The sequence below is a fragment of the Allobosea sp. FG18 genome, from assembly GCF_057809495.1.
This window is the reverse complement of the sequence record NZ_JBMDKB010000003.1, coordinates 118,571-140,683: the sequence shown is the minus strand read 5'-3', so window position 1 is coordinate 140,683 and position 22,113 is coordinate 118,571. Positions and strand designations below refer to the sequence as shown.

Below are 22,113 nucleotides of genomic sequence, written 5' to 3'. Positions count from 1 at the left end.
AAAAACCCTTGGAACTGGATATTCCTGAAGGTCCAGATTGCAGGCATGACGACGGCGACACAAGGAGTTCCCCATGTACACGCCACCAGCCTTTCGCGACGAGGACAGGACGAGCCTGCTGGCGACGATCCGCGCCGCGCGGCTCGCCACCTTCGTCACCGCCACAGTGGAAGGACCTCTGGCGACGCCGCTGCCGCTGTTTATCGACGAGAACGAGGGCGAGCATGGCGTGCTCTACGGCCATCTCGCCAGGGCGAACCCGCAATGGCGCGTGCCTGCCGTGGGCAATGGCCTCGCCCTCTTCGCGGGCCCGGACGCCTATGTGACGCCGAGCTGGTACGCGCTGAAGCAGGAGACCGGCAAGGTCGTGCCGACCTGGAACTACGTGACAGTCCATGCCTCCGGTCCGGTCGAGTTCTTCGACGATCCCGCCCGGCTGCTGGATGTCGTCACCCGCCTCACCAACCTGCATGAGGGCGAGCGCGCCGCGCCCTGGGCGGTCTCGGATGCGCCGGCTGAGTTCATCCAGGCGCAATTGCGCGGCATCGTCGGCCTGCGCATGCCGATCGCGGCGCTCGAAGGCAAGCGCAAGCTCAGCCAGAACCGCAGCCCGACCGACCGCGCCGGCGTCGCAGCAGGCCTCGCCGAGAGCGAACGGCCGGCGGAGCGCCATGTCGCGAGGTTGATTCCGGTCTGAAGCCGCCAGGGAATCGGTCAACGCAGGTAAAAGATGCCGCTTTTGGAACGCTGCAAATAGGCCGGATTGAACACAGAAATGCCCCACCAGAATGTCCCACCGGCACGATCCTCTGGCTAAGGCATTGATCTGAAACGGAATGGTGGGCCGGGCCGGACTCGAACCGGCACCGGCGCTGTTATGAGCAGCGAGCTCTAACCATTGAGCTACCGGCCCGCTCCTCGCCTAGCATCGCCACCACCCGGCAAGCAAGGCGCATGCAGCCGGAATCGAAAGGGCCTCCCGGCAATGCCGGGAGGCCCTGTTCCGTTCACGGGAGCTGGATGGCCCTGCAGCCCTCTCAGGCTGCCGCGACGTGCCGGCCCTCGCCATGCTCCTCGGCCGCATGGCCCTGCCGGAAGGTGAAGCGGCCGATATGCTCGGTCAGCGCCCGCGTCTGCTCGTCGGTGAGGGCAAGCGCAGCGTTGGTCTCCTCGACCAGCGCGGCGTTCTGGTGCGCCATTGTGCCGATGCCGTCGATCTCGGTATTGATCGCCGAGACGTCGCTCGCCTGGCTGCGGGCGGTCTGCGAGATGCCGTTCATCAGCCCGGTCAGCTCGTTCACCGAGGAGACGATCGCGCCGAACATGGACGAGGTCTCTTCGACCAGCCCGACGCCGACCTTGACGTCGCCATGCGCCGCCTCGACCAGCTTCTTGACGTCGTTCGAGGCGTCGGCCGAGCGCTTGGCCAGGCTGCGCACCTCGGTCGCGACCACCGCGAAGCCCTTGCCGGCATCGCCCGCACGCGCCGCTTCGACCGCGGCGTTCAGCGCCAGCAGATTGGTCTGGAAGGCGATCTCGTCGATCATCGCGATGACCTCGGAGATCTTGCTCGAGGACTGGCGGATGCGCTGCATCGCTTCCAGCGCCGAGGCCACGACCTTCTCGCCCTGCTGCGCGCGCTCCTCCGCTCCCTGAGCCATGCCCGTCGCCTGGGCGGCCTCGCTCGCGGTCTTCTTCACGGTGCCGGCGAAGGCGCCGAGCTGGTTGGTCGCCATCGAGACGGCGTTGCTCTCCTCGCTGGTGCGCTCGGCCAGGTCGGTGACGCCGTCGAGGATCTCGCTGGTCGCGCTGCGGACCGCGGAAACCGTCTCGGCGAGGCGGGCGAGCGTGCTCTCGAACTCGTCGGCCAGCGCGTTGGTGCCGTCCTTGAGCTCGGCGAAGGCACCCTGATACATCCCCTCGACCCGGGTCGAGAGATGACCGGCGGACAGCTCCGCCAGTACGTCGCAGGTCTCCAGCAGACCGGTCTGGACGGTTTCCAGCAGCGTGTTGACCGAGCCGGCGAGCGCATTGAGCTCGGGATCGGCGAACTGCGCCGCAACGCGCTGGGTGAAGTCGCCAGCCGCAGCGGCGGCCACGACGACGCCGAAGGCCTCGCCGAGTTCGCGCATCATCTCGCGGCGCTGCTCCAGCGCCCGCGCCTCGTCCTCGACCTTGGCGAGTTCGGCCGCGCGCAACGCCACCGCGTTGTCGCGGAACAGCAGGACGCTCTTCGAGATATCGGAGATCTCGTCATTGCCCTTGGTATCGACCACCGTCTCCAGCGCGCCATCGGCGATCGCCTTGGTCGCGGCCCAGAGCCGGTTGAGGCGGCCAACGATCATCGGGCGGACGAAGAAGAAGGACAGGGCGAGTGCAATCAGCAGCGAGGTGATGCCGATCGCGGCCAGCGTCAGCTCGCTGCGCTTGATCACCGCCTTGGTCGAGTCGCGCCCGGCGATCGCGCCGCCACGGGCGGAGGTCACGAGCTCGCCGACCTCGCGACGGACCTTATCCGCCGCCTGGTCGAGATTCTTGAGGCCGGCAGCGATCGCGGCCTGCGTCCCGAGATCGCGCTCGCGGATGGCGACGAGACCACCCGCGCCTTCGCCGAGTTCGGTCACGGCATTGACCGCCTGGCCGCGCGCCGGATTGGCCTGGAGCATGTCCGCCGCCATCAGCAGACCGCGGACCTGGCCGAGCTGCGCCTTGAGGCGCGATTTGGCATATTCGAGCTTCTCGGTGCTGTCGACCTGGGAAATCTCGCGCAGCAGGCCGACCGTCTCGCTGATCTGGAGCTGGAGCGACTGGGCGGTCTGGAGCGAGGAGAGATCCTTGTCGAGCACCTTGGACAGGGCGGCGTCGAACTCTGCACCGGTGAGCTGCGCGGCACTGGTGATGTTCATCTTGACGTTGAACTGGGCGTCGGCCGTCTCGAAATCGGCCATGGCGCTGAAGCCGTCGCGGGCCTTGGACAGGGCTGCGAGCGCCGCAGTGGTGTCGGCGGCGTTGCGCAGCCGCTCGCCCGTCAGGTCGTTGATGTCGTTGATCTGGCGCGCCAGGTCGTCGATCGCCGATTGCGGCTTGGACTTGTCGACCTTGCCCTGCTCGGCGATGCGCCGCAGCAGCTCGAGCTGGCGCGCCTCGACGGTATCGAGCTCGCCGGTCAGGGTCGCGCGCTGCTGCAGGGTCGAGACCTCGCTGAAGCGGGCCGCCAGCGCGGTCGACTGCGTCGCCGCCTGCGAGAGCTCGAGCGCGAGTTCGACCACGGGCATCTTCTGCCCGACGAGGTCGTCCACCGTCTGGTCGACGCTGTCATAGGAGAACCATGCCACCGAGGACGAGATGATGGTCAGGGCCGTCATCACGCCGAGAGCGGCATAGATGCGGGGCGCGATACCGATCCGCAGCGGCTTGCCCTCACGCGCGGGCTTGGCTTTCGTCATGAAGTCGTACTCCGGATTCACGCAACGCTGGAGAGGAGTTCTGAACACAGGAAGACCGACCCGCTCAGGCTCACCCTGAGCCGGCCCTGATCATCCGGCAGACGCGGGAATCCCCTCCCTCCCCCGGCGTGCAAGCCAGGCGGCTGGATCCGCATGCGGCGTCGAAAGGCCATGGAAGTCCCCTGGCCGGGGCGTATCCCCGGTCTGGAGCGCAGCATCCCCCGAGCGCGCTTAAGGAACGCTTAAAAGTGGATTCTTTTGAATCACTCTCGCGGCCGAGAGATTCACTCGGCGTTAGAGGAGGTTAAATACGGTTAAGCTTCCGGTTTCGGCACCGGCCGCGGCCGCCCCTCCTCGTCGATCGCGACGAAGGTGAAGGTGGCGTCGGTGACCTTCTCGTGCAGCGTGGTGCGGAAGCGCTTGGCCCAGGCCTCGACATGGATCTTCATCGAAGTCCGCCCCACGGATTCGATCTCCGTATAGACGCTGAGCACGTCGCCGACCTTGACCGGCCGGATGAAGGTCATCGCATCGACCGCGATCGTGACCACGCGCCCCTGCGCCCGGTCGACGCCCGCGATGCCCCCGGCCTGGTCCATCCGCGACATCACCCAGCCGCCAAAGATATCGCCATTGGCGTTGGTGTCGCCCGGCATGGCGATCGTACGCACGGTCAGCGTCCCGCGCGGGGCTTCATCGGATCCGTCGGTGGCAGGGCTCATGGGCATCCTTGGGGCAGGCGGAGAATCCGCCGGCGATGATGCTGACGCTGCGGCGGGCGCGCAAGCGGGCGCTTTGCCAAACGGGCGCTTTGCATTGCCTCGCATTGTCGCCGACAACCGCGACGGGCCCCATGAACAGGGATCATGCCATGTCCAGCGCCGACGCCTCCAAGCCCGCGCCCATGATCATCATCTCGCTGCGCTATGCCGACGCGCCGCGGATGTATGGCTGGCTGGTCGAGGCCTTCGGCTTCGAGAAGCATGCCGCCCATTATTCAGAGGACGGCAGGACGCTTCTCCACGGCGAACTGCGCATGGGCACGAGCTTCGTCATGCTCGGCTCGTCCGAGGGCAACGCATTCGGCAAGCTGGTCGCGCGCCCGGCCGAGCTCGGCGGCACCACCGCCTCGCCCTACATCGCCACCGACGATATCGACGCCCGCTGCGAGCGCGCCCGCAAGGCCGGCGCCGAGATCTGCATGGAGCCGACCGACCAGCCCTATGGCAGCCGCGACTTCATCTGCAAGGACCCGGAAGGGCATGTCTGGTGCTTCGGCACCTATCGCCCCGCCTGACGCATCGGACCGAAAAGTGGAATGCACTTTTCGGAAGAATCCGATGCGATCGCAAAGAGCGAGATCGCCACAATCGCGTCCAATCGGACGCGCGGCGATCTAGCCGGCGACCTGAAGCGGCGGCGTCGACCGCCGCGCCCGCATCATCAGCCAGCAGACCACGCTGAGATTGACGAGGTTCCAGGCGAGGCCGTTGAGGAAGGCCATCCGGTACGAGCTGAAATAGTCGAAGATCACGCCCGAGAGATAGCCGCCGAAGGCCATGCCGAGCACGGTCACCGACATCACCAGGCCGATCCGCACGCCCGCCTGCTTGGCCGGCAGATATTCGCGGATGACGACCGCGTACATCGGCACGATGCCGCCCTGGAACAGCCCGAAGATGCCGCTGACGACATAGAGCGACTGCAGCCCGTCGAACCAGAGATAGAGGAAGAGCGCGACGCCCTGCATCAGGGAGCCCAGCGCCAACGTCGCCACGCCACCGATCCGGTCCGCGACGAAGCCCGAGCCGATGCGGCTGACGATGCCGAGCAGCATCATCAGCGAGAGCATCTCGGCGCCACGCGCCACGCCGTAGCCGAGATCGCCGCAATAGGCGACGATATGGACCTGCGGCATCGCCATGGCGACGCAGCAGGCGAAGCCCGCGACGCAGAGCAGGAGCTGGAGTTGGCCGGCGCTGAGGCCGAGATCGCCGCGCGCTCCGGCACTGCTCGCCTCGGCCGCGGCAAACGTCGCCGCGCTCGGCTGGCGCCGGAAGAACGGCGCGAGCGGTAGCAAGACCACCAGCGTTACGATGGCAATGCCGAAATGGGTCGCGCGCCAGCCATGGTTGGCCATGCCCCAGGTGATCACCTGCGGCCAGAACACGCCGGCGAGATAGCTGCCCGAAGCGCCGCAGACCACGGCGAGGCCGCGGTGCTTGCGGAACCAGTGCGAGAGGTCAGAGATCAGCGGCGAGAAGCCGGCGGCGCTGCCCATGCCGATGAGCAGTCCATGCGCCAGCGCGAACTGCCACAGCGACTGCGACATCGCCGCAGCCGCATAGCCGGCCGCGAGCAGGATCGCGCCCATCACGATCGGCACCATGATGCCGTAGCGATCCGCGACCCGACCCATGATGATGTTGCCGGCGCCGAAGCCGAGCATGGCGAAGGTATAGGGCAGCGAGGCACCGGCCCGGAGCGTACCGAACTCGCCCTGCATCGTCGGCAGCACCACCACGACCGACCAGGAGCCGACGCAGGCGATCGTGCCGATCACCAGCGCGACGGCGAGCCGGAGCCAGGCATAGGACGAATCGGGTTGGTAGCGCTCGGCGTCGTGGGACATGTTTCCTCGGCGGCCACATCTTTGGAGATGGCTCTTCTCCGGGCAGCTTTAGCCGCTGGAATCCGCCGGGCAAGCGCACGCGAGGCAGCCCTGCCGCGCGCCAGCGGCAGGGAGCATTTCAGACTCCCGCCCCGCAGTCTCAGCGGAAGACGCGGTCGCCTTCCATGTCGACGATCTGCTGGCCCTTCACCAGGGTGAAATCGGCGGCCTCGGCCTGGCCCGGGAAACGGTCGGCCCGGATGAAGCGATGGCTCTTGGTCTCGCCGTCGACGACCTTCTCGATGACGCCGCAGAGCTGGTACTGCCCCGCTTCCTGGTAGGGCGTGGCATGGATGGTGAAGCCGTTATGCTCGATGCTCTTGACCGGGCCGGCGGGCTTGTCCTCGGCCGGCTTGCGGCCACCGAACAGCGATTTGAAGAAAGACATGGTGCCTCCGCATTGCTTGCGGCCTGATATAAGGCAGGAGCCGCCTCAAGGGGAGCGCTGTTTCGCTTGATCGCGGAAAGCCCCGCCGGCTCTGCCGCTTGCACCGCGCTTCGCCGCTTCCCACATCTAGGGTGTTCAGGGCAGCCGCGGGGCTTCCCGATATCGTGCCGCCCGAGCGGCTACCTCCGGACAGGGAGGTGGTCATGACACTCAGCAGAATCCTGATGACCGCGTGGCTCGTCGGTGCGACGGTCACAGCCCCCGCTTTCGCCCAGCAACCCACACCGCGCGAGCCGCCCTGCGCCGATCGCAGCCATGTCGTCGGCCAGCTTCGCGACACCTTCGGCGAACGCATGATCGGCAGCGGGCTGGCCGAGAGCGGTGTCCTGTTCGAGCTCTATGTCGGGCCGACCGGCAGTTGGACCCTGCTCGCCACCAACCCCGCCGGCAGAAGCTGCTTCGTCGGCGCAGGGGAAGCCTGGGAGCCTCTGCCGGAACAGGATCTGTTCGCAGCGCGGTAGACCGCCTTGGCAATCCCGTTCGGATCACCTAATGGAGCCGCCACCGGGCTTCCATCCCGTTCGTAAGCGTCTCACGTCAGGCAACGCACCATTCGGCCAAGTCGTATCGGATGCCTCCGAACGGCCTGCCTCTTGCGAAAGCCTGACTTATGTCCAGCCCTGCCTTCCCTCGCCTCCCCGCCCGCTATGCCGGCGTGGTGATGCCCTTCTTCCTGTCGATCCTGATGACCTTCGTCGTCTCCGGCATCTCGACCGTGAAGGCCCTCGGCTTCACAGCAGAGTTCCTCTGGACCTGGCCCGGCGCCTGGGCCCTGTCCTGGCTCGTCGCCTTCCCGACATTGCTCCTCGTGCTGCCGCTCGTCCGGCGCCTCGTCGCGCTCGTGGTGGCGCCGCCGGCCTGATCGCTTACGCCGAAAGGTGGAGGGCGACCTCGCGCCGATGCGGCATCCGGCGGTGCTCGAACAGATAGATGCCCTGCCAGGTGCCGAGCGCGAGGCGCCCGCCCATCACCGGGATCGAGAGCGAGACCGGCGTCAGCGCCGCCTTGATATGGGCAGGCATGTCGTCCGGTCCCTCGTCGCGATGAACGAGATAGGCCATCGCCGGATCATCCGCCGGCGGCACCAGCCTGCGGAAGAACGCGTCGAGATCGCGGCGCACATCCGGGTCGGCATTCTCCTGGATCAGCAGCGAACAGGAGGTGTGACGCACGAACAGCGTCAGCAATCCGCTCGCCTCGCCGCTGTCCCTCACGAAGGAAACGACGCGGTCGGTGAACTCGTAAAGCCCCGGCCCGCGCGTCTCGACGCTCAGGATCGTCTGCCGCGCCATCAGCGCTCGGTCAGCGCGAGCTTGGCGCCGAGCGCGACGAAGGCGGCGGCGAAGCTCCGGCGCAGCCAGGCCATCACCGCCGGGCGGCTGATGACCTTGTCGCGCATCGCCGCGGCGAAGAGCCCGTAGAGCGCGAAGACGATGAAGGTCATCGCCATGAACACGCCCGAGAGTTCCAGCATGCGCGCGCCCGGGTTGGCCTCGCCGGCCACGATGAACTGCGGCAGGAAGGCGACGAAGAAGATCGAGAGCTTGGGGTTGAGCAGGTTGAGCGCAAGCCCGTCGCGCAGCACGAGCCAGGCCGAGCGCGCATCCGCCTTGGTCTCGACCTTGAGCGCGCCATGCTCCTTGAGCGTCTGCCAGGCCATGTAGAGCAGATAGGCGACGCCGGCATATTTCACGATGGCGAAAGCAAGTGCGCTGGCATGCAGCAGCGCCGCGATCCCCATCATCGCCGCGATCAGATGCGGCACGATGCCGATCGTGCAGGCGAAGGCGGCGAGCACGCTCGCCCGCGAGCCGCGCGTCAGCCCGGCAGCGATGGTGTAGATCGCGCCCGTGCCGGGTGAAGCGACGATGATCAGCGAGGTCAGCAGGAATTCGGGGGACATCAGGAACTCAGCCCTTCGAAGATGCCGCCGATGACGGCGACGACCGCCTCGCCGGTTGCCACGGCAACGGTCCCCACGCCTTGGACCACGGCCCCGGCCACATCGACCGTGACGGTTCCCGCGATATCGAGCGCGCCGCCGATGATGTCGGCCGTGGCGGACCCCGTTTCCTGCTTCGGCTCGCTCTGGGCTTGTGCCTGGAGCGCGGTCTGGGCGGCCTCGATCTCTTCGGGCGTTGGGATACCGGTCATCTGCTCTCCTCCGACGGAAGCACTGATCTTCAAAGCGACTTTAGCAGAACTGTGGCGGAACCAAACGCGCGTAACGGCAGGCAGAGGCTTGACGCCTGCCTCGAATCAGAAAATGTTTATGCTTTGTTCCAGGCCAGGAGGCAGCAGTGGCTACCAATACCGGTAAAGGGCACCGTCAAGGTGCCGTGACGGGCAGAACGCAGTTTCAACAGCCGAATGGAGATTGGCAGAAGCGCGACGAGCGCACCGGCCATTTCATGGAACGCAAGGACAGCCCCGGACCGTTCAAAGGGGTAGCCAAAGAGCCGGATGGGCGCGACACGAAGAATAGCTAGGGCATGTTGATCTTGCTCGGAAACACGGCGTCATCCCGGGCTTGACCCGGGATCCATGCCGGAGCGCTTCCGGTTGAGGTTCAGGCATGGATCCCGGATCTCCGCTTCGCTGCGTCCGGGATGACCTGTCGCTGATATGCAATTGCTGGAAATGAAGGAGGGCGCCAATGGCGCCCTTCGTTTTATCTCAGTTGTCGAGGAAGCTCCTGAGCTTCCGGCTCCGGCTCGGATGCTTCAGCTTGCGCAGCGCCTTCGCCTCGATCTGGCGGATACGCTCACGGGTGACGCTGAACTGCTGACCGACCTCTTCGAGCGTATGGTCGGTGTTCATGCCGATGCCGAAGCGCATGCGCAGCACGCGCTCCTCGCGCGGCGTGAGCGAGGCCAGCACGCGGGTCGTCGTCTCGCGCAGGTTCGACTGGATCGCGGCGTCGATCGGCAGGATCGCGTTCTTGTCCTCGATAAAGTCGCCGAGATGCGAATCTTCCTCGTCGCCGATCGGGGTTTCCAGCGAGATCGGCTCCTTGGCGATCTTCAGGACCTTGCGCACCTTCTCCAGCGGCATGGCCAGCTTCTCGGCCAGTTCCTCCGGGGTCGGCTCGCGGCCGATCTCGTGCAGCATCTGGCGCGAGGTCCGCACGATCTTGTTGATCGTCTCGATCATGTGCACGGGGATGCGGATCGTGCGGGCCTGGTCGGCGATCGAGCGGGTGATCGCCTGCCGGATCCACCAGGTCGCGTAGGTCGAGAACTTGTAGCCCCGGCGGTACTCGAACTTGTCGACCGCCTTCATCAGGCCGATATTGCCTTCCTGGATCAGGTCGAGGAACTGCAGGCCGCGGTTCGTGTACTTCTTGGCGATCGAGATCACGAGACGCAGGTTGGCCTCGATCATTTCCTTCTTGGCCTGGCGGGCCTCGCGCTCGCCCTTCTGGACCATCAGCACGATCTTGCGGAACTCCTGGATCTCCAGGCCGGTCTCGGAGGCGAGCGTATGCACTTCCTCGCGCAGCTGCTTGATGCGCTCCAGCTCCGCCGCGACGAACTCCTTCCAGCCGCGCGAGCCGAGCTTGGAGACGCGCAGGACCCATTTCGGATCGAGCTCGCCGCCGACATGCTGCTTGAGGAAGTCGTCGCGCGCCACGCCATAGCTCTCGGCGAGGCGCAGCAGGCGCGTCTCATGGCCGATCAGGCGCTTGTTGATGTCGTAGAGCTGCTCGACCAGCGCCTCGATGCGGTTGTTGTTGAGCGAGAGCGACTTCACCGCGGTGATGATGTCGTCCTTGAGCTTCTTGTACTTGCGGTCCTGCGACGGCGAGAGCTTGGTGTTCTCCAGCCGGTTCGCGATGTCCTGATCCTGCAGGCGACGCAGCTTCTTGTAGTCGTCGGCGATGGCGTTGAAGGTCTCGAGCACGCGCGGCTTGAGCTCGGCTTCCATGGCCGAGAGCGACACGTTGTTCTCCATGTCGTCGTCGTCCATGTCCGGCGGGGTCTCGCCCTCCGGGGTCTCGGCCTGCTCGGCTTCCTCGCCCCCCTCCTCGCCGGCGACGGCGTCGGGGTTCTTGCCGTCCGGGCCGGCATAGGTCGCTTCAAGGTCGATGATGTCGCGCAGCAGAACCTTGCCGTCGACGAGTTCGTCACGCCAGATGATGATGGCCTGGAAGGTCAGCGGGCTCTCGCAGAGGCCCGCGATCATCGCCTCGCGGCCGGCCTCGATGCGCTTGGCGATCGCGATCTCGCCCTCGCGCGAGAGCAGCTCGACCGAGCCCATCTCGCGCAGATACATGCGGACGGGGTCGTCGGTGCGTTCGGTCGGCTCGAGGTTGCGCTTGGTCTCGACAGGCAGGGTCTGGCGCGAGGCGTCGACCATGTCGCCGCCCTCGGGTTCTTCCTCGTCGCCGCCGCCATCCTTGCGGGCAGCGCGCTCCTCGCCGGCCGCTTCCGGGTCCTCGTTGTCGACGACGTTGATGCCCTGCTCGCTGAGCTGGCCGAGCACGTCCTCGATCTGCTCCGAGGAGAATTCCTCGGAAGGCAGCACTTCGTTCAGTTCGTCATAGGTGACATAGCCGCGCTTCTTCGCGAGCTTGATCATCCGCCTTACGGCCTGATCGGTCAGATCGAGCAACGGGCCGTCGGTAGTCGGGGGGGCATCCGGCGCGACCTGATCGGTCTTTTCCCGTTCGCTCGCTTTAGTCGCCATCAATCAGCGCTCCGCACTCGCGCCGGCTCTGGCCGAGAAAGCCATATACCGACGCATAAAAGGGCGGCGCGACCGCAGGCCCGGCGCGCTCACCCACCCAAATCCAGTTGCAGATGGCACCAGACGTCGTTGACGAATCGTGAACCACCCCACAGCTTGCGCGCACTCGGACTCGCGTCCACCACTCGCTGGGCTTCAATTCTCGGACATGGCCTCGGTGCCTTCGATTGTCTCGAGGCGGGCCTTCACGTCCTTGATCCAGGCGAAATTGGCTTCGGTCGCGTCATCAGCCAAGGCGCGCTCGGCTGCTCTCAACTCGCTATTTAGCGTCCGCGCGCGATGATGCAAGACGAGAGCCTGATGAATCGAGTCAAAAACCGATTCAGGATCAGCATCTTGCGCGAGTTTTAATCGCTCGGCCGGGCCTGTGACGGCCATCAGATGGCCCTGCGCTTCCCGCACACGCGGCTGCTCCAGCCGATTCGCCAGGGTTTCCCGATCGAGCGTCTCCTCGACGGAATCGAGCAGCGCCTGCCGGAAGCGCTCGGCCGCCGGTCCGTCCAGCGACAACTCGGCGATCTCGTCGGCGCAGCGCAGGATGAGATCGGGATGGCTCGCCAGCGCCAGCAGGATGAAGGCCTCGCGCTGGTCCTCGCCGCGCACCTTCGCGATCAGGCGCGACTGCGTCAGCGCGCTCGACGCCTTGAGCGGGCCGGCGAGCCAGGGCGGCACCTGCCGACCGAACCCGCCGCCGCGCTGGGGCGCCCCGCCGCGCCCGCGCTGGAAATTTCCACCGCCGCCGCGCTCCGGCCGCGCCGGCGCCGCGCTGGCGAAGAGCTGCGCCAGGCGCTCATCCATCTCGCGGCGATAATGCTTGCGCGTGGTCTCGTCGCGGATCTGCCCGAGAGGCTCCTTCAGGCGGCGCTCGAAGGCGGCGCGGCGCTCCGGCGTATCGAGCGGTCCGGCCTCGACCTCGCGCTGCCAGAGCATGTCGACCAGCGGGCGCGCCGCCGCGACCACCTCGGCAATGGCCTGCCGCCCGCCCGAGCGGGCGAGGTCGTCGGGGTCCTGCCCGTCCGGCAACAAGGCGAAGGAGAGCGACTTGCCGGGCTCCAGCAGCGGCAGTGCGATATCGATCGCCCGGCTCGCGGCCTTGCGACCCGCCTTGTCGCCGTCGAGGCAGATCACCGGCTCGTCCGCCATGCGCCAGAGCAGGCCGAGCTGATCCTCGGTCAAAGCCGTGCCGAGCGGCGCCACCGTCTGCGGAAAGCCCGAGAGCGACATGGCGATGACGTCGACATAGCCCTCGACCACGATCACCTGCCCGGTGTCATGCGACGCCTTGCGGGCATTGTGGTGGTTGAACAGCAGATGGCCCTTGTGGAAGAGCGGCGTCTCCGGCGAATTCAAATATTTCGCCGCGACTTCCGAGCTCATCGCCCGCCCGCCGAAGGCGACCACGCGTCCCCGCGCATCATGGATCGGGAACATCACCCGGTCGCGGAAGCGGTCATAGGGCACGGCGATTTCCTCGCCGTGGATGAGCAGCCCCGCTTCCATCATCAACTCGGCCGGAACGCCCTTCCCCGCCAGATGGTCGCGCAAGGCGAAGCGATCGACCGGGCCATAGCCGAGACGGAAGCGCGTGCGCGCCTCTCCGTCGAGCCCGCGCGTCGCGAGATAGCGCCTTGCCGCACCACCGCGATCGCCCATCAATTCGGCCTCGAAGAACTGCGCCGCGAGCTCCACGACCTCGTGCAGCCCCTTGCGCTTCTCCTCCTGGACCTGCGCCTCCGCCGTGATCTTCGGCAGGATGACGCCGGCCTCGGCCGCGAGCTTCTCGACAGCCTCGGGGAAGGAAAGCCCCTCGGTCTCCATCACGAACTTGAAGATGTCGCCGTTCTTGCCGGACGAGAAATCGAAGAACGAGGCCTTCTGGTCGTTGACGAAGAAGGAGGCGGTCTTCTCGGCATTGAAGGGCGAGAGGCCCTTCCATTCGCGCCCTGACTTCTGGAGGCGCACGCGCTTGCCCACGACCGCCGAGACAGGCAGCCGCGCCTTGATCTCATCAAGGACGGAGGGCGGGAATTTCATGGGGTTCTATCTGGTCCTTGCGAAGGCGCTTGCCAACCGCCGAGACGTCCGAAGCCGGGCTTATGGACGATATCCACAGCGCTCCCCATCTGGTAAAGAAAATCGGAGAAAAGGAAGAAAGCCATGGCGCTCAACATCAAGGACCGCGAGACCGAGGAGGCCGTGCGCCTGCTCGCGCGTCGTCGTGGCCTGAGCTTGACCGAGGCCGTGCGCCAGGCCGTCAGGAGCGAGCTCGGCAAGGATGAATTGTCCGAGGAGGAGAAGGCCCGGCGCGTGGCGGAAGGCAGGCGCTGGCTCGCCGACTTCTACAAGCGGCACAATATCAAGCCTGCCGAACGCTCCATGACCAAGCAGGAGATGGACGACATCATCGGCTATGACGAGAACGGCATGTGGTGAGGATCGTCATCGACAGCTCCGCACTCGTCGCGATTCTGGCCGGTGAAGGCGACGCAGGAGATTTGCTGGAACGCATCGCGGCAGCCTCTCAGCGCTGCCTTTCCGCCACCAACCATCTGGAAGCGCGCATCGTGCTCGGCTACGGCCGAAACGTACCATCGTCACGGCTGGAAGAACTGCTCACACGCTGGGACGTCGACATCGTCCCCTTCGACGCAGCCCTCTCCGATCTCGCCTTCGAGGCCTATGGCCGCTACGGCAAGGGCCGCCATCCGGCCCGGCTGAACATGGGCGACTGCGCCGCCTATGCCCTGGCGAAAGCGCGCGGCTGGCCATTGCTCTACAAGGGCGAGGACTTCTCCGGGACGGATATCGAGCGGGCCTGAGGCCCGCCCGTTCCCGCCGGCTCAGCCGCCGAGCGCGGCCTTCACCATCGGGCTGACCTTGCCGAAATCCATCTGGCCGGCGTAAGCCGCGCGCAGCACGCCGATGACCTTGCCCATGTCCTTGACGGCGGTCGCGCCGGTCTCGGCCACGGCCTTGTCGATCGCGGCCTTCACCTCGTCGTCCGACATCTGCTTGGGCAGATAGGACGAGATCACCGCGACCTCACCGCGCTCGCCATCGGCGAGTTCGGGGCGGTTGTTGGCGTCGTAGATCGCGATTGATTCCTGGCGCTGCTTGATCATCTTCTGGAGCACGCCGAGGATTTCGTCATCGGTCGCCTCGCCCTTGCCGGCGCCGCGGGCCTCGATGTCCTTTTCCTTCAGCGCGGCGACGATCAGGCGGATCGCCGCGACCTTCTCCTTCTCGCCGGCCTTCATCGCCTCCTTCATATCGGGCATGAAGCGCTCGCGCAGGCTCGTCATCTCGTTGTTCCTTTTTCTCTTGTGCGGGCTGCGCCAGCTTCGATTGACGGGCAGCGCCCGGCTCATTAAGGCTCGCGTTCCAGACCGGCGGAGTGGATGCCCATGCCCCGCCCCCGCATTTTTCCGCTCAAGCGGACTGGACCGAGACATAGACATGACCGCTCCCGAAGGAAACCCCGCCGCTGGCGGCTGGACCGAACCGCGCGCGACCGCGCTCCTCGTATTGGCTGATGGCACGGTGCTGGAAGGCTTCGGCCTCGGCGCCGTCGGCGAGGCGCCGGGCGAGGTCTGCTTCAACACGGCGATGACCGGCTATCAGGAAATCCTGACCGACCCGTCCTATGCCGGGCAGATCATCACCTTCACCTTCCCGCATGTCGGCAATGTCGGCGTGAACGAGGAGGACACCGAGACGGTGAACGCCGCCGCTTCCTCCGGCGTGCGCGGCTGCGTGCTCCATGCCGCCATCACCGAGCCCTCGAGCTGGCGCGCGAACCGGCATTTCGACGCCTGGCTCAAGGCCCGCAACATCGTCGGCATCTGCGGCGTCGACACCCGTGCGCTCACCGCCCTGATCCGCGACAACGGCATGCCGAACGCCATCCTCGCGCATAGCCCCGACGGCGTCTTCGACATCGAGCGCCTGAAGAAGCAGGCAGCCGGGCTGCCCTCCATGGCCGGTCTCGACCTCGTCCCGCTGGTCACCGCCTCGCAGCGCTATGACTGGGACGAAACTCCCTGGGTCTGGCCGGTCGGCTACGGCAAGCGCGAAAGCAACAAGTTCAAGGTCGTCGCCATCGATTACGGCGTGAAGCGCAACATCCTGCGCCTGCTCGCCAAGGCCGGCTGCGACGTCACCGTCGTGCCCTCGACCACGAGCGCCGAAGACATCCTGGCGCTGAAGCCGGACGGCATCTTCCTCTCCAACGGCCCGGGCGACCCGGCCGCGACCGGCGAATATGCCGTCCCGGTCATCAAGCAGCTGCTCGACAGGAAGGTCCCGACTTTCGGCATCTGCCTGGGGCACCAGATGATGGCGCTCGCCATCGGCGGCCAGACCATGAAGATGAAGCAGGGCCATCACGGCGCGAACCATCCGGTGCAGGACAAGACCACCGGCAAGGTCGAGATCGTCTCGATGAACCACGGCTTTGCAGTCGATCCGGCGAGCCTGCCGGGGAATGCGGTCGAGACCCATGTCTCGCTCTTCGACGGCTCGAACAGCGGCATCGCGCTCACCGACCGCCCGGCCTTCAGCGTCCAGCATCACCCGGAAGCCTCGCCCGGCCCGCAGGACAGCCACTATCTCTTCAACCGCTTCACCGAACTGATGGCGGCCGAGAAGGCGAAGAAGGCGGCCTGAGGGCTGACTTGAGGAGGCGGACATGATCCACCAGTTGCGCATCTACGAGATCTTCGAGCGCAACAAGGCGGCCTTCCATGCCCGCTTCCGCGACCATGCCGCGCGCATCATGGCCCGTCACGGCTTCAGGATCGTCGCGACGTGGGAGACCGCGAGCACCGGGCGCACCGAGTTCGCCTATATCCTCGCCTGGCCCGATGCCGAGACCAAGGCGAAGGCCTGGGCGAGCTTCGTGGCCGATCCCGAATGGATCGAGATCAAGCGCGTGACCTCGCTGGCGCATGGCAGCCTCGTCGGCGCGATCGAGGATCGCCTGATGACGCCGACCGCCTATTCGCCGTCGCTCGATTGACAGCGCGGTCACTGCGCGGTTTAAGCAGCGCATGACCAGCCTGATGGCCCTCCAGCGCAGCTATTACGCCCCGTCCTCATAGAGGCGGTGGCATTCCCATGTTCAACCGCCGCGCTGGCGGTTGAATTCAGGCAGATCACCCGGCATCGCGGCTCCACCGAGCGAAAACGATGTCCTCCACGATCAGAACCATCTCCACCATCGGCATCATGGGCTTCGGCGCCTTCGGGCGATTGATGGCCCGCCATCTCCAGCCGCATTTCGCGCTATGCGTCTGCGATCCCGGCAACGCGCCCGCCACCGATGCGAGCGGCAAGGGCTTGCGGCCGGCGACCGCCACCGAAGTCGCCGCTTGCGACCTCGTCATCCTCGCCGTGCCCGTCCCGGCCATCCCCGATGCGATCGCGGCCTTGCGGCCGCATCTCAAGGCCGGCGCCATCGTGCTCGATGTCGGCTCGGTCAAGATCGGCCCGGCCCGCGCCATGCAGACGGCGCTGCCAGACGATGTCGAAATCATCGGCACGCATCCGCTTTTCGGCCCGCAGAGCGCCCGCAACGGGCTTACCGGCCTCAAGATCGCGCTCTGTCCGATCCGAGGCTCCAGCACGCCGCGCATCGCCGCCTTCCTGCGTCATATCCTCAAGCTGAAGGTGATCGTCACCACGGCCGACGCCCATGACCGCGAGGTTGCGATGGTGCAGGGCCTGACCCATCTCATCGCCAAGATCCTGGTCCGCATGGAACCCCTGCCTCGCACCATGACCACGGCGAGCTTCGACCTCCTGATGCAAGCGACCGAGATGGTCCGCTACGACGCGCCCAACGTCTTCATGACGATCGAGCGCGCCAATCCGCATGCCAAGGCGGTGCGCGATCGCTTCTTCGCGCTCGCCGAGGAGATGCGGCTGTTTCTGGAACATGGCGATGGCCGGTTCACGGAAACCGCTGAGGCGCCCGCCGATAGCCAGCTCCTCACCGTTTGACAAAAACGACGGTCATCCCGGGGCGACCGCAGGGAGAGCCGGGATCCATGCCGGAACTTCTATCTGCCAAGCTCAGGCATGGATCCCGGATCTCCGCTTCGCTCCGTCCGGGATGACAGGCATGAGTGCTGGCATGAGGCCTGCGACGCTGGCGGACCTACCAATCCGGTCCCGCATTCGCCATATCGGATACAGACACTCCCTGATCGCGCGACGATGACCGACAATCCCCTGATCTACCCGGGCGCCGCCCATCCCGACCTGCGCGAGCCGATGATCGCGGAGCTCGTCCGCACGTTCTATGCGCGAGCCCGGGAGGACAAGCTGATCGGCCCGGTCTTCGAGGCTGCCGTCGAGGACTGGGACCATCATATTGGCAAGATCACCGATTTCTGGAGCGGCGTGATGCTGCGCACCGGCCGTTACGATGGTCGCCCGATGCGCCCGCACCTGATCCTGCCGCTGACGGCTGAGCATTTCGACCGCTGGCTCGATCTGTTCGAGATCACCGCCCACGAGGTCTGCCCGCCCGATATCGCGCAGGCCTTCATCGTCAGGGCGCGCCGCATCGCCGACAGCTTCGAGATGGCCCGCGCCAGCCAGCGCGGCGAATTCGCGGCGCCGCGGCATAGCTTGCGGTAAAAACAGCCTCAGTCGTCATGGTCGGGCTTGTCCCGCCATCCACGTCTTCACCGATGCAATCCTGTGTTCAAGACGTGGATGCTCGCCACAAGGGCGAGCATGACGCGCGGCGGATCAAGCCGCCCTGGCTTCCCGGCTGAGAAAAGCTGCGATCTCTCCGCGATCCGCCCCCGCTTCAAGCGCAATCCGCTCGGCCAAAGCCGCCGCCGAAGGCCGCAGCGCGCCCAGCGGCCGATCGAGCCAATAAGAAACCGGGTTCAGCGCCTCGCGCGCGTCGACCCTGACGATCCGTCCCGCTGCCAGCTGCTCGCGCGCCAGAGGCGGACGCGCCAGGGCGATACCGAGCCCATGCGCGGCGGCATCCAGCACAAGATTATAGTCCTCGAAGCGCCGATCCTGCGGGCGCGGGCGATAGTCGAGCCCCTGCGCCGCAAACCACGCCTTCCAGCCGGCGGCATCCGAGTCGTGGATCAGAGGCTGCGCCAGCAGGCGCTCCGGCGCTCCCTCCCCGATCGCCTTGGCAAGCTGCGGCGAGGCGATCGGAAAACACCATTCCTCGAACAGCTTGAGCGAGAGCCGGTCCGGCGCGCCGCCACGACCGCAACGTATCCCGAGATCGACGCCTTCCTCCTCGAAATCCACCTTGCGATGCTCGACCTGCAGCACGATCCGAAGCGGCGGTGTCCCGGCCTCCAGCACCGCCAGTCGCGGCATCAGCCAGAGCGCACAGACCGACGGCGGCGCGCTGACCCTGACCACCGACGCGCCCCTCACCTCGCGCCAGCGCTCGGAGTTATCGGCGATCAGCGCGAAGGCCTCTTGCGTGCGCTGGAGCAGGCGCTGGCCTTCCGGCGTCAATGAGACGCCCCGCGCCTGCCGCAGGAAGACGCGCAGTCCCAGCCAATGCTCGAGCTTGGCGATCTGCCGGCTCACCGCGCCATGCGTCAGGTTCAGCGCCTCGGCGGCCGAGGAGAAGCTGCCGGTGCGTGCGGCCGCCTCGAAGGCGCGCAAGGTATCGAGCGGCGGCAGGTTCGAGCTGTGATCCATCCTCACAGCTCATGCGCGAATTGTTCGTTTGTCAATCAGCTCACCGAGGCGCTTATCGGGAGCAACTTCTCGTCACCGATGGAACGACGCCATGTCCTCCTCAAGCTGCGCTTCACCAACCCTCGCGGCCTCCAGCCCCCAGCGCCTCGATCCGACGCTGGTCTTCACCGTGAGCTTCACGGTCATGGCCTGGGCCTCCTCCTTCCCGGCGATCCGCGCCGGCCTCGCCGGCTTCGGTCCCGCGGAAATGGCCGCACTGCGGTTTGCGCTCGCCGGCGCCCCGGCCGCGCTCTTCCTCATCGCGACACGGGCGAAGCTGCCCGAGCTCGGCGATATCTGGCGCTTCCTCGTCGGCGGCGTGATCTTCATCGCGGGCTACGCCCTGCTCTTGAATTTCGGCCAGCGCGTCGTGCCGGCGGGTCCCGCCGCCTTCATCATCAACACCAACCCGATCATGACCGCCGTGCTCGCCATGATGATCCTGGGCGAGCGCTTCAGCCTCACCGCCTGGCTCGGCACCGCGCTCTCCTTCGCCGGCATCGGCGTCATCGCGCTCGGCAAGGGGCTCGATGTCGAGATCGGCATCAGCGTGCTGCTGATCCTCGGCGCCGCCTTCTGCAATGCGATCACCACCGTCCTGCAAAAGCCGCTCTTCGCCCGCTACAAGCCGCTCCATGTCGCCGCCTGGAACATGGCGATCGGCGGCTTCGTGCTGCTTCCCTTCCTGCCGTCAGCAATCGAGCAGGCGCAGGTCGCTCCCACTATTTCGTTCTGGTCAGTGGTCTATCTCGCGGTGGTGCCGAGCCTGATCGCTTACGGCACCTGGGCGATCACGCTCTCGCGCCTGCCGGCCGCCCGCGCCTCGAACTTCCAGTACGCCGTGCCGCCGATGGCGATGCTCATCGGCTTCCTCTGGCTCGGCGAAATCCCCGCGGTCTTCGGCCTGATCGGCGGCGCCATGGCGCTCGCCGGGGTAGTGGTCGTCAACCTGAAGCGCTGATCAGAAGCCTCTCGCCTCCAATGCCTTCTCGTCATCCGCGATATAGTCGCGGATGACCGGGACGGCGCTCTTGTGCTGGCCGAGCAGGAGCTGGAACACCATGTCGCCGCCGATATCGAAGGAGATCGAGCAGGCGCAGAGATAGAACTCCCACATCCGGGCGAAGCGCTCGCCCATCATGGCGACGACCTCGTCGCGCTTGGCCATGAAGCGCTCGCGCCAGGCCTCCAGCGTCCAGTGGTAATGCCGGCGCCAGAACTCGCAATCGGACGCCCACAAGCCCGTCTGCTCCTGCGCCGCGAACACCTCCGACAGCGCCGGCGCATAGCCGCCTGGGAAGATGTATTTGTCGAAGAAGGGGCCGGTGAAGCCGGGCGGGCCGACGCGGCCGATGCAATGGACCAGCGCGATCCCGTCGGGCGTCAGCAGGTCGCGAATCTTCTCGAAATATTCGCCGTAATGCGCGACGCCGACATGCTCCATCATGCCGACCGAGACGACGCGGTCGAACGTGCCGCCGAGCTCGCGGTAATCCTTGTTGATGAAGGTAACGGCATCGCCGACGCCGGCCGCCTCGGCCCGCCTCGAAGCCGCCGCCATCTGATCTGGCGAGACGTTGAGCCCGGTCACCTTCGCGCCGCAGGCCTTGGCGAGGTAGATCGCCAATTCACCCCAGCCCGAGCCGATATCGAGCACGCTCATGCCAGGCTCGATCTTGAGCTTCGCCGCGAGATGCCGGAGCTTCGCTTTCTGCGCGGCTTCCAGCCCGACCTCCGGAGTATGCCAATAGGCACAGGAATAGGTCATCGTCTCGTCGAGCCAGAGTCGGTAGAACTCGGTCGGGATATCGTAGTGATGCTTGACCTTCTTGCCGGCGACGCCGAGGGGATTATGCATCCGCCAGCGCCGGATCTTGAAGCGCACCTTGCGGATCGCCTGCTGCAACGGGTCCTTGCGCATTTCCCGGCGCTGCATCCAGAACAGCGTCAGCAGGTCGTGGATCGTGCCTTCCTCGAAATCGATCCGCCCGTCCATGTAGCCTTCGGCCAAGGCGAGCTCGGGATTGAGGAAGAGCTCGCGCTCGACGCGGTTGTCATGGAAGCGCACGGTGACGGCGGGCGCGGTCTTGGTGACGCCCGCGAAGAGCAGCTCTACCGGCCCGGCGCCGAAGACATGCCGCTTGCCGTCCGGCGTGATGACCGTCAGGCGGCCGTGGCGGATGAACCGCCTGAGCAATCGCGGCAGCAGCAGCATGGGCGCTCCTCGTCTCGATTCGCCAACTAAAGCGGAAACCTAGCAGCCTCGAAACCCCCGAAGGTTGCGGAGCTTCCCGGCTTGTGCGTAGTCATCGGGATCAGGCGGCCGCATCCGGCCGCTCCCCGAGGGGCGACCGAACACATGTCCTGGCGCGATTTCTGGAACGGCGAGCATTCGATCTACGTCTCGCCGCGCCACAAGGCCCTGCATTATCGCGCCATCGCGACCGACCTGATCGGCCACATCCCCTCAGCCGAGGCCACCGTCCTTGACCATGGCTGCGGCGAGGCTCTCGATGCCGCCCGCGTCGCCGCTTCCTGCGGCAGGCTCTATCTCTGCGAGGCGGCGCCGAATGTCCGTGACAAGCTGCGCGCGCAGTTCGGCCGGAAGGACACTATCGTCGTGGTCTCGCCGGAGGAGGTCGAGGCCCTGCCGCCGGCCTCGCTCGACCTCGTCGTCGCCAATTCCTTGCTCCAGTACCTCTCGCGCGACGAACTGAAGGCGCTGCTGGAGACCTGGCGCGACCGGCTGAAGCCCGGCGGCGCGCTGATCCTCGCCGACGTCATCCCGCCCGATGTCAGCCCGCTGACCGACGCCTCGCAATTGCTCGCCTTCGCCTGGCGCGGCGGCTTCTTCCTGGCGGCGCTCGGTGGCCTCGTCCGCACCGCCTTCTCGGACTACCGCAAGCTCAGGGCGCAATACGGCCTCTCGACCTATACGGCAGAGGCGATCACCGAGTTGATCCGCGAAGCCGGCTTCGCCGATGTGCGGCGGCCGGCGAATTTCGGCCATAACCCGCACCGCATGACGTTCAAGGCCATCAAGGCCGCGACGTAGACGAAAGTAGAATACA

Annotated in this window: 25 protein-coding genes and 1 tRNA gene; 13 read left to right on the top strand and 13 right to left on the bottom strand. The window is 66.3% G+C overall.

The window, feature by feature from the left end; translation table 11 throughout:
- Positions 1-73 precede the first annotated feature (73 nt).
- A complete protein-coding gene (locus ACODTJ_RS04770; protein WP_454656066.1) occupies positions 74-697 on the top strand; it encodes an FMN-binding negative transcriptional regulator in 624 nt (207 codons plus the stop codon).
- 140 nt (positions 698-837) lie between these two features.
- On the opposite strand, the gene ACODTJ_RS04765 is transcribed toward ACODTJ_RS04770, so the two are convergent.
- The 3 genes from ACODTJ_RS04765 to ACODTJ_RS04755 all read right to left on the bottom strand — a co-directional run bounded on the left by ACODTJ_RS04765 (position 838) and on the right by ACODTJ_RS04755 (position 4,168).
- Positions 838-913: transfer RNA gene (locus ACODTJ_RS04765), tRNA-Ile, on the bottom strand.
- A gap of 124 nt (positions 914-1,037) precedes the next feature.
- Entirely contained in the window at positions 1,038-3,446 is a 2,409-nt protein-coding gene (locus ACODTJ_RS04760) for a methyl-accepting chemotaxis protein (RefSeq protein ID WP_454656065.1), read from the bottom strand.
- A gap of 314 nt (positions 3,447-3,760) precedes the next feature.
- Positions 3,761-4,168 carry an acyl-CoA thioesterase gene (locus tag ACODTJ_RS04755; RefSeq protein ID WP_454656064.1) on the bottom strand — a complete coding sequence of 136 codons (408 nt, stop codon included), beginning with the start codon at positions 4,166-4,168 and terminating at the stop codon, positions 3,761-3,763.
- 149 nt (positions 4,169-4,317) lie between these two features.
- On the opposite strand from ACODTJ_RS04755, the gene ACODTJ_RS04750 reads away from it, so the two are divergent.
- Positions 4,318-4,743 (top strand): VOC family protein, encoded by a 426-nt coding sequence (locus tag ACODTJ_RS04750; RefSeq protein WP_454656063.1) that lies wholly within the window; start codon positions 4,318-4,320, stop codon positions 4,741-4,743.
- A 99-nt stretch (positions 4,744-4,842) separates the two neighbouring features.
- Here ACODTJ_RS04750 and ACODTJ_RS04745 read toward each other — a convergent pair whose 3' ends face one another.
- A complete protein-coding gene (locus ACODTJ_RS04745; protein ID WP_454656062.1) occupies positions 4,843-6,078 on the bottom strand; it encodes an MFS transporter in 1,236 nt (411 codons plus the stop codon).
- Positions 6,079-6,217: 139 nt separating this feature from the next.
- The gene (locus ACODTJ_RS04740) at positions 6,218-6,505 is read right to left on the bottom strand and encodes an HlyU family transcriptional regulator (RefSeq protein WP_454656061.1); all 288 of its coding nucleotides are present in this window, start codon (positions 6,503-6,505) and stop codon (positions 6,218-6,220) included.
- A 203-nt stretch (positions 6,506-6,708) separates the two neighbouring features.
- On the opposite strand from ACODTJ_RS04740, the gene ACODTJ_RS04735 reads away from it, so the two are divergent.
- Complete coding sequence (locus ACODTJ_RS04735) at positions 6,709-7,026, top strand: hypothetical protein (RefSeq protein ID WP_299858293.1); 318 nt, start codon at positions 6,709-6,711, stop codon at positions 7,024-7,026.
- A 149-nt stretch (positions 7,027-7,175) separates the two neighbouring features.
- Positions 7,176-7,427: a DUF2798 domain-containing protein gene (locus ACODTJ_RS04730; protein ID WP_299858295.1), complete on the top strand. Its 252-nt coding sequence runs from the start codon at positions 7,176-7,178 to the stop codon at positions 7,425-7,427.
- Positions 7,428-7,431: 4 nt separating this feature from the next.
- Here ACODTJ_RS04730 and ACODTJ_RS04725 read toward each other — a convergent pair whose 3' ends face one another.
- Genes ACODTJ_RS04725 through ACODTJ_RS04715 form a run of 3 tightly spaced genes read right to left on the bottom strand, consistent with a single transcriptional unit; the run spans position 7,432 to position 8,719 of the window.
- Positions 7,432-7,857, bottom strand: coding sequence for a secondary thiamine-phosphate synthase enzyme YjbQ (locus ACODTJ_RS04725; RefSeq protein WP_299858297.1), 426 nt, complete (start codon positions 7,855-7,857; stop codon positions 7,432-7,434).
- Complete coding sequence (locus ACODTJ_RS04720; RefSeq protein ID WP_299858300.1) at positions 7,857-8,468, bottom strand: LysE family translocator; 612 nt, start codon at positions 8,466-8,468, stop codon at positions 7,857-7,859. Before ACODTJ_RS04720 ends, ACODTJ_RS04725 begins: the two co-directional genes overlap by 1 nt.
- Positions 8,468-8,719, bottom strand: coding sequence for a hypothetical protein (locus ACODTJ_RS04715; RefSeq protein ID WP_299858302.1), 252 nt, complete (start codon positions 8,717-8,719; stop codon positions 8,468-8,470). The genes ACODTJ_RS04720 and ACODTJ_RS04715 overlap by 1 nt, the downstream gene beginning before the upstream one ends.
- A 146-nt stretch (positions 8,720-8,865) precedes the next feature.
- On the opposite strand from ACODTJ_RS04715, the gene ACODTJ_RS04710 reads away from it, so the two are divergent.
- Positions 8,866-9,054 carry a hypothetical protein gene (locus ACODTJ_RS04710; protein WP_299858304.1) on the top strand — a complete coding sequence of 63 codons (189 nt, stop codon included), beginning with the start codon at positions 8,866-8,868 and terminating at the stop codon, positions 9,052-9,054.
- A 187-nt stretch (positions 9,055-9,241) separates the two neighbouring features.
- On the opposite strand, the gene rpoD is transcribed toward ACODTJ_RS04710, so the two are convergent.
- On the bottom strand, positions 9,242-11,254 hold the full coding sequence (gene rpoD / locus ACODTJ_RS04705) for an RNA polymerase sigma factor RpoD (protein WP_454656060.1): 2,013 nt from the start codon (positions 11,252-11,254) through the stop codon (positions 9,242-9,244).
- Between the two features lie 195 nt (positions 11,255-11,449).
- On the bottom strand, positions 11,450-13,348 hold the full coding sequence (dnaG, locus tag ACODTJ_RS04700; protein WP_454656059.1) for a DNA primase: 1,899 nt from the start codon (positions 13,346-13,348) through the stop codon (positions 11,450-11,452).
- A 123-nt stretch (positions 13,349-13,471) separates the two neighbouring features.
- Between dnaG and ACODTJ_RS04695 the strand changes: the two genes are divergently transcribed.
- Together ACODTJ_RS04695 and ACODTJ_RS04690 are read left to right on the top strand one after the other, a co-directional pair.
- Positions 13,472-13,747, top strand: coding sequence for a type II toxin-antitoxin system VapB family antitoxin (locus ACODTJ_RS04695; protein ID WP_454656058.1), 276 nt, complete (start codon positions 13,472-13,474; stop codon positions 13,745-13,747).
- Positions 13,741-14,133 carry a type II toxin-antitoxin system VapC family toxin gene (locus ACODTJ_RS04690; protein WP_454656057.1) on the top strand — a complete coding sequence of 131 codons (393 nt, stop codon included), beginning with the start codon at positions 13,741-13,743 and terminating at the stop codon, positions 14,131-14,133. Before ACODTJ_RS04695 ends, ACODTJ_RS04690 begins: the two co-directional genes overlap by 7 nt.
- A 21-nt stretch (positions 14,134-14,154) precedes the next feature.
- On the opposite strand, the gene ACODTJ_RS04685 is transcribed toward ACODTJ_RS04690, so the two are convergent.
- Positions 14,155-14,616, bottom strand: a complete 462-nt coding sequence (locus ACODTJ_RS04685) for a GatB/YqeY domain-containing protein (RefSeq protein ID WP_454656056.1) — start codon at positions 14,614-14,616, stop codon at positions 14,155-14,157.
- Positions 14,617-14,770: 154 nt separating this feature from the next.
- On the opposite strand from ACODTJ_RS04685, the gene carA reads away from it, so the two are divergent.
- The 4 genes from carA (at position 14,771) to ACODTJ_RS04665 (ending at position 17,956) form a co-directional block, all read left to right on the top strand.
- Positions 14,771-15,979, top strand: coding sequence for a glutamine-hydrolyzing carbamoyl-phosphate synthase small subunit (carA, locus tag ACODTJ_RS04680; protein WP_454656055.1), 1,209 nt, complete (start codon positions 14,771-14,773; stop codon positions 15,977-15,979).
- A 22-nt stretch (positions 15,980-16,001) separates the two neighbouring features.
- The gene (locus ACODTJ_RS04675) at positions 16,002-16,331 is read left to right on the top strand and encodes an NIPSNAP family protein (RefSeq protein WP_454656054.1); all 330 of its coding nucleotides are present in this window, start codon (positions 16,002-16,004) and stop codon (positions 16,329-16,331) included.
- A gap of 170 nt (positions 16,332-16,501) precedes the next feature.
- Complete coding sequence (locus ACODTJ_RS04670) at positions 16,502-17,314, top strand: prephenate dehydrogenase/arogenate dehydrogenase family protein (protein WP_454656053.1); 813 nt, start codon at positions 16,502-16,504, stop codon at positions 17,312-17,314.
- A gap of 216 nt (positions 17,315-17,530) precedes the next feature.
- Positions 17,531-17,956, top strand: a complete 426-nt coding sequence (locus tag ACODTJ_RS04665; protein WP_454656052.1) for a group III truncated hemoglobin — start codon at positions 17,531-17,533, stop codon at positions 17,954-17,956.
- A gap of 114 nt (positions 17,957-18,070) precedes the next feature.
- Here ACODTJ_RS04665 and ACODTJ_RS04660 read toward each other — a convergent pair whose 3' ends face one another.
- Positions 18,071-19,003: a LysR family transcriptional regulator gene (locus ACODTJ_RS04660; RefSeq protein WP_454656051.1), complete on the bottom strand. Its 933-nt coding sequence runs from the start codon at positions 19,001-19,003 to the stop codon at positions 18,071-18,073.
- Positions 19,004-19,094: 91 nt separating this feature from the next.
- Between ACODTJ_RS04660 and ACODTJ_RS04655 the strand changes: the two genes are divergently transcribed.
- Positions 19,095-20,003, top strand: coding sequence for a DMT family transporter (locus ACODTJ_RS04655; protein WP_454656050.1), 909 nt, complete (start codon positions 19,095-19,097; stop codon positions 20,001-20,003).
- Here the strand turns inward: ACODTJ_RS04655 and ACODTJ_RS04650 are convergent, their stop codons facing one another.
- Positions 20,004-21,257 (bottom strand): class I SAM-dependent methyltransferase, encoded by a 1,254-nt coding sequence (locus ACODTJ_RS04650; RefSeq protein ID WP_454656049.1) that lies wholly within the window; start codon positions 21,255-21,257, stop codon positions 20,004-20,006.
- Positions 21,258-21,401: 144 nt separating this feature from the next.
- Between ACODTJ_RS04650 and ACODTJ_RS04645 the strand changes: the two genes are divergently transcribed.
- On the top strand, positions 21,402-22,097 hold the full coding sequence (locus tag ACODTJ_RS04645; RefSeq protein WP_454656048.1) for a class I SAM-dependent methyltransferase: 696 nt from the start codon (positions 21,402-21,404) through the stop codon (positions 22,095-22,097).
- The last annotated feature ends 16 nt before the right edge of the window (positions 22,098-22,113 follow it).

Bases quoted from the DNA above. Each gene is read 5' to 3' on its own strand.
- ACODTJ_RS04730 (WP_299858295.1), top strand. From the start codon at position 7,176: ATGTCCAGCCCTGCCTTCCCTCGCCTCCCCGCCCGCTATGCCGGCGTG.
- ACODTJ_RS04660 (WP_454656051.1), bottom strand. From the start codon at position 19,003: ATGGATCACAGCTCGAACCTGCCGCCGCTCGATACCTTGCGCGCCTTC.
- ACODTJ_RS04760 (WP_454656065.1), bottom strand. From the start codon at position 3,446: ATGACGAAAGCCAAGCCCGCGCGTGAGGGCAAGCCGCTGCGGATCGGT.
- ACODTJ_RS04665 (WP_454656052.1), top strand. From the start codon at position 17,531: ATGACCGACAATCCCCTGATCTACCCGGGCGCCGCCCATCCCGACCTG.
- ACODTJ_RS04695 (WP_454656058.1), top strand. From the start codon at position 13,472: ATGGCGCTCAACATCAAGGACCGCGAGACCGAGGAGGCCGTGCGCCTG.
- ACODTJ_RS04670 (WP_454656053.1), top strand. From the start codon at position 16,502: ATGTCCTCCACGATCAGAACCATCTCCACCATCGGCATCATGGGCTTC.
- ACODTJ_RS04720 (WP_299858300.1), bottom strand. From the start codon at position 8,468: ATGTCCCCCGAATTCCTGCTGACCTCGCTGATCATCGTCGCTTCACCC.
- ACODTJ_RS04655 (WP_454656050.1), top strand. From the start codon at position 19,095: ATGTCCTCCTCAAGCTGCGCTTCACCAACCCTCGCGGCCTCCAGCCCC.
- ACODTJ_RS04745 (WP_454656062.1), bottom strand. From the start codon at position 6,078: ATGTCCCACGACGCCGAGCGCTACCAACCCGATTCGTCCTATGCCTGG.
- ACODTJ_RS04685 (WP_454656056.1), bottom strand. From the start codon at position 14,616: ATGACGAGCCTGCGCGAGCGCTTCATGCCCGATATGAAGGAGGCGATG.
- ACODTJ_RS04675 (WP_454656054.1), top strand. From the start codon at position 16,002: ATGATCCACCAGTTGCGCATCTACGAGATCTTCGAGCGCAACAAGGCG.
- ACODTJ_RS04755 (WP_454656064.1), bottom strand. From the start codon at position 4,168: ATGAGCCCTGCCACCGACGGATCCGATGAAGCCCCGCGCGGGACGCTG.
- carA (WP_454656055.1), top strand. From the start codon at position 14,771: ATGACCGCTCCCGAAGGAAACCCCGCCGCTGGCGGCTGGACCGAACCG.
- ACODTJ_RS04750 (WP_454656063.1), top strand. From the start codon at position 4,318: ATGTCCAGCGCCGACGCCTCCAAGCCCGCGCCCATGATCATCATCTCG.
- ACODTJ_RS04645 (WP_454656048.1), top strand. From the start codon at position 21,402: ATGTCCTGGCGCGATTTCTGGAACGGCGAGCATTCGATCTACGTCTCG.
- ACODTJ_RS04715 (WP_299858302.1), bottom strand. From the start codon at position 8,719: ATGACCGGTATCCCAACGCCCGAAGAGATCGAGGCCGCCCAGACCGCG.
- ACODTJ_RS04735 (WP_299858293.1), top strand. From the start codon at position 6,709: ATGACACTCAGCAGAATCCTGATGACCGCGTGGCTCGTCGGTGCGACG.
- ACODTJ_RS04725 (WP_299858297.1), bottom strand. From the start codon at position 7,857: ATGGCGCGGCAGACGATCCTGAGCGTCGAGACGCGCGGGCCGGGGCTT.
- dnaG (WP_454656059.1), bottom strand. From the start codon at position 13,348: ATGAAATTCCCGCCCTCCGTCCTTGATGAGATCAAGGCGCGGCTGCCT.
- ACODTJ_RS04650 (WP_454656049.1), bottom strand. From the start codon at position 21,257: ATGCTGCTGCTGCCGCGATTGCTCAGGCGGTTCATCCGCCACGGCCGC.
- rpoD (WP_454656060.1), bottom strand. From the start codon at position 11,254: ATGGCGACTAAAGCGAGCGAACGGGAAAAGACCGATCAGGTCGCGCCG.
- ACODTJ_RS04770 (WP_454656066.1), top strand. From the start codon at position 74: ATGTACACGCCACCAGCCTTTCGCGACGAGGACAGGACGAGCCTGCTG.
- ACODTJ_RS04740 (WP_454656061.1), bottom strand. From the start codon at position 6,505: ATGTCTTTCTTCAAATCGCTGTTCGGTGGCCGCAAGCCGGCCGAGGAC.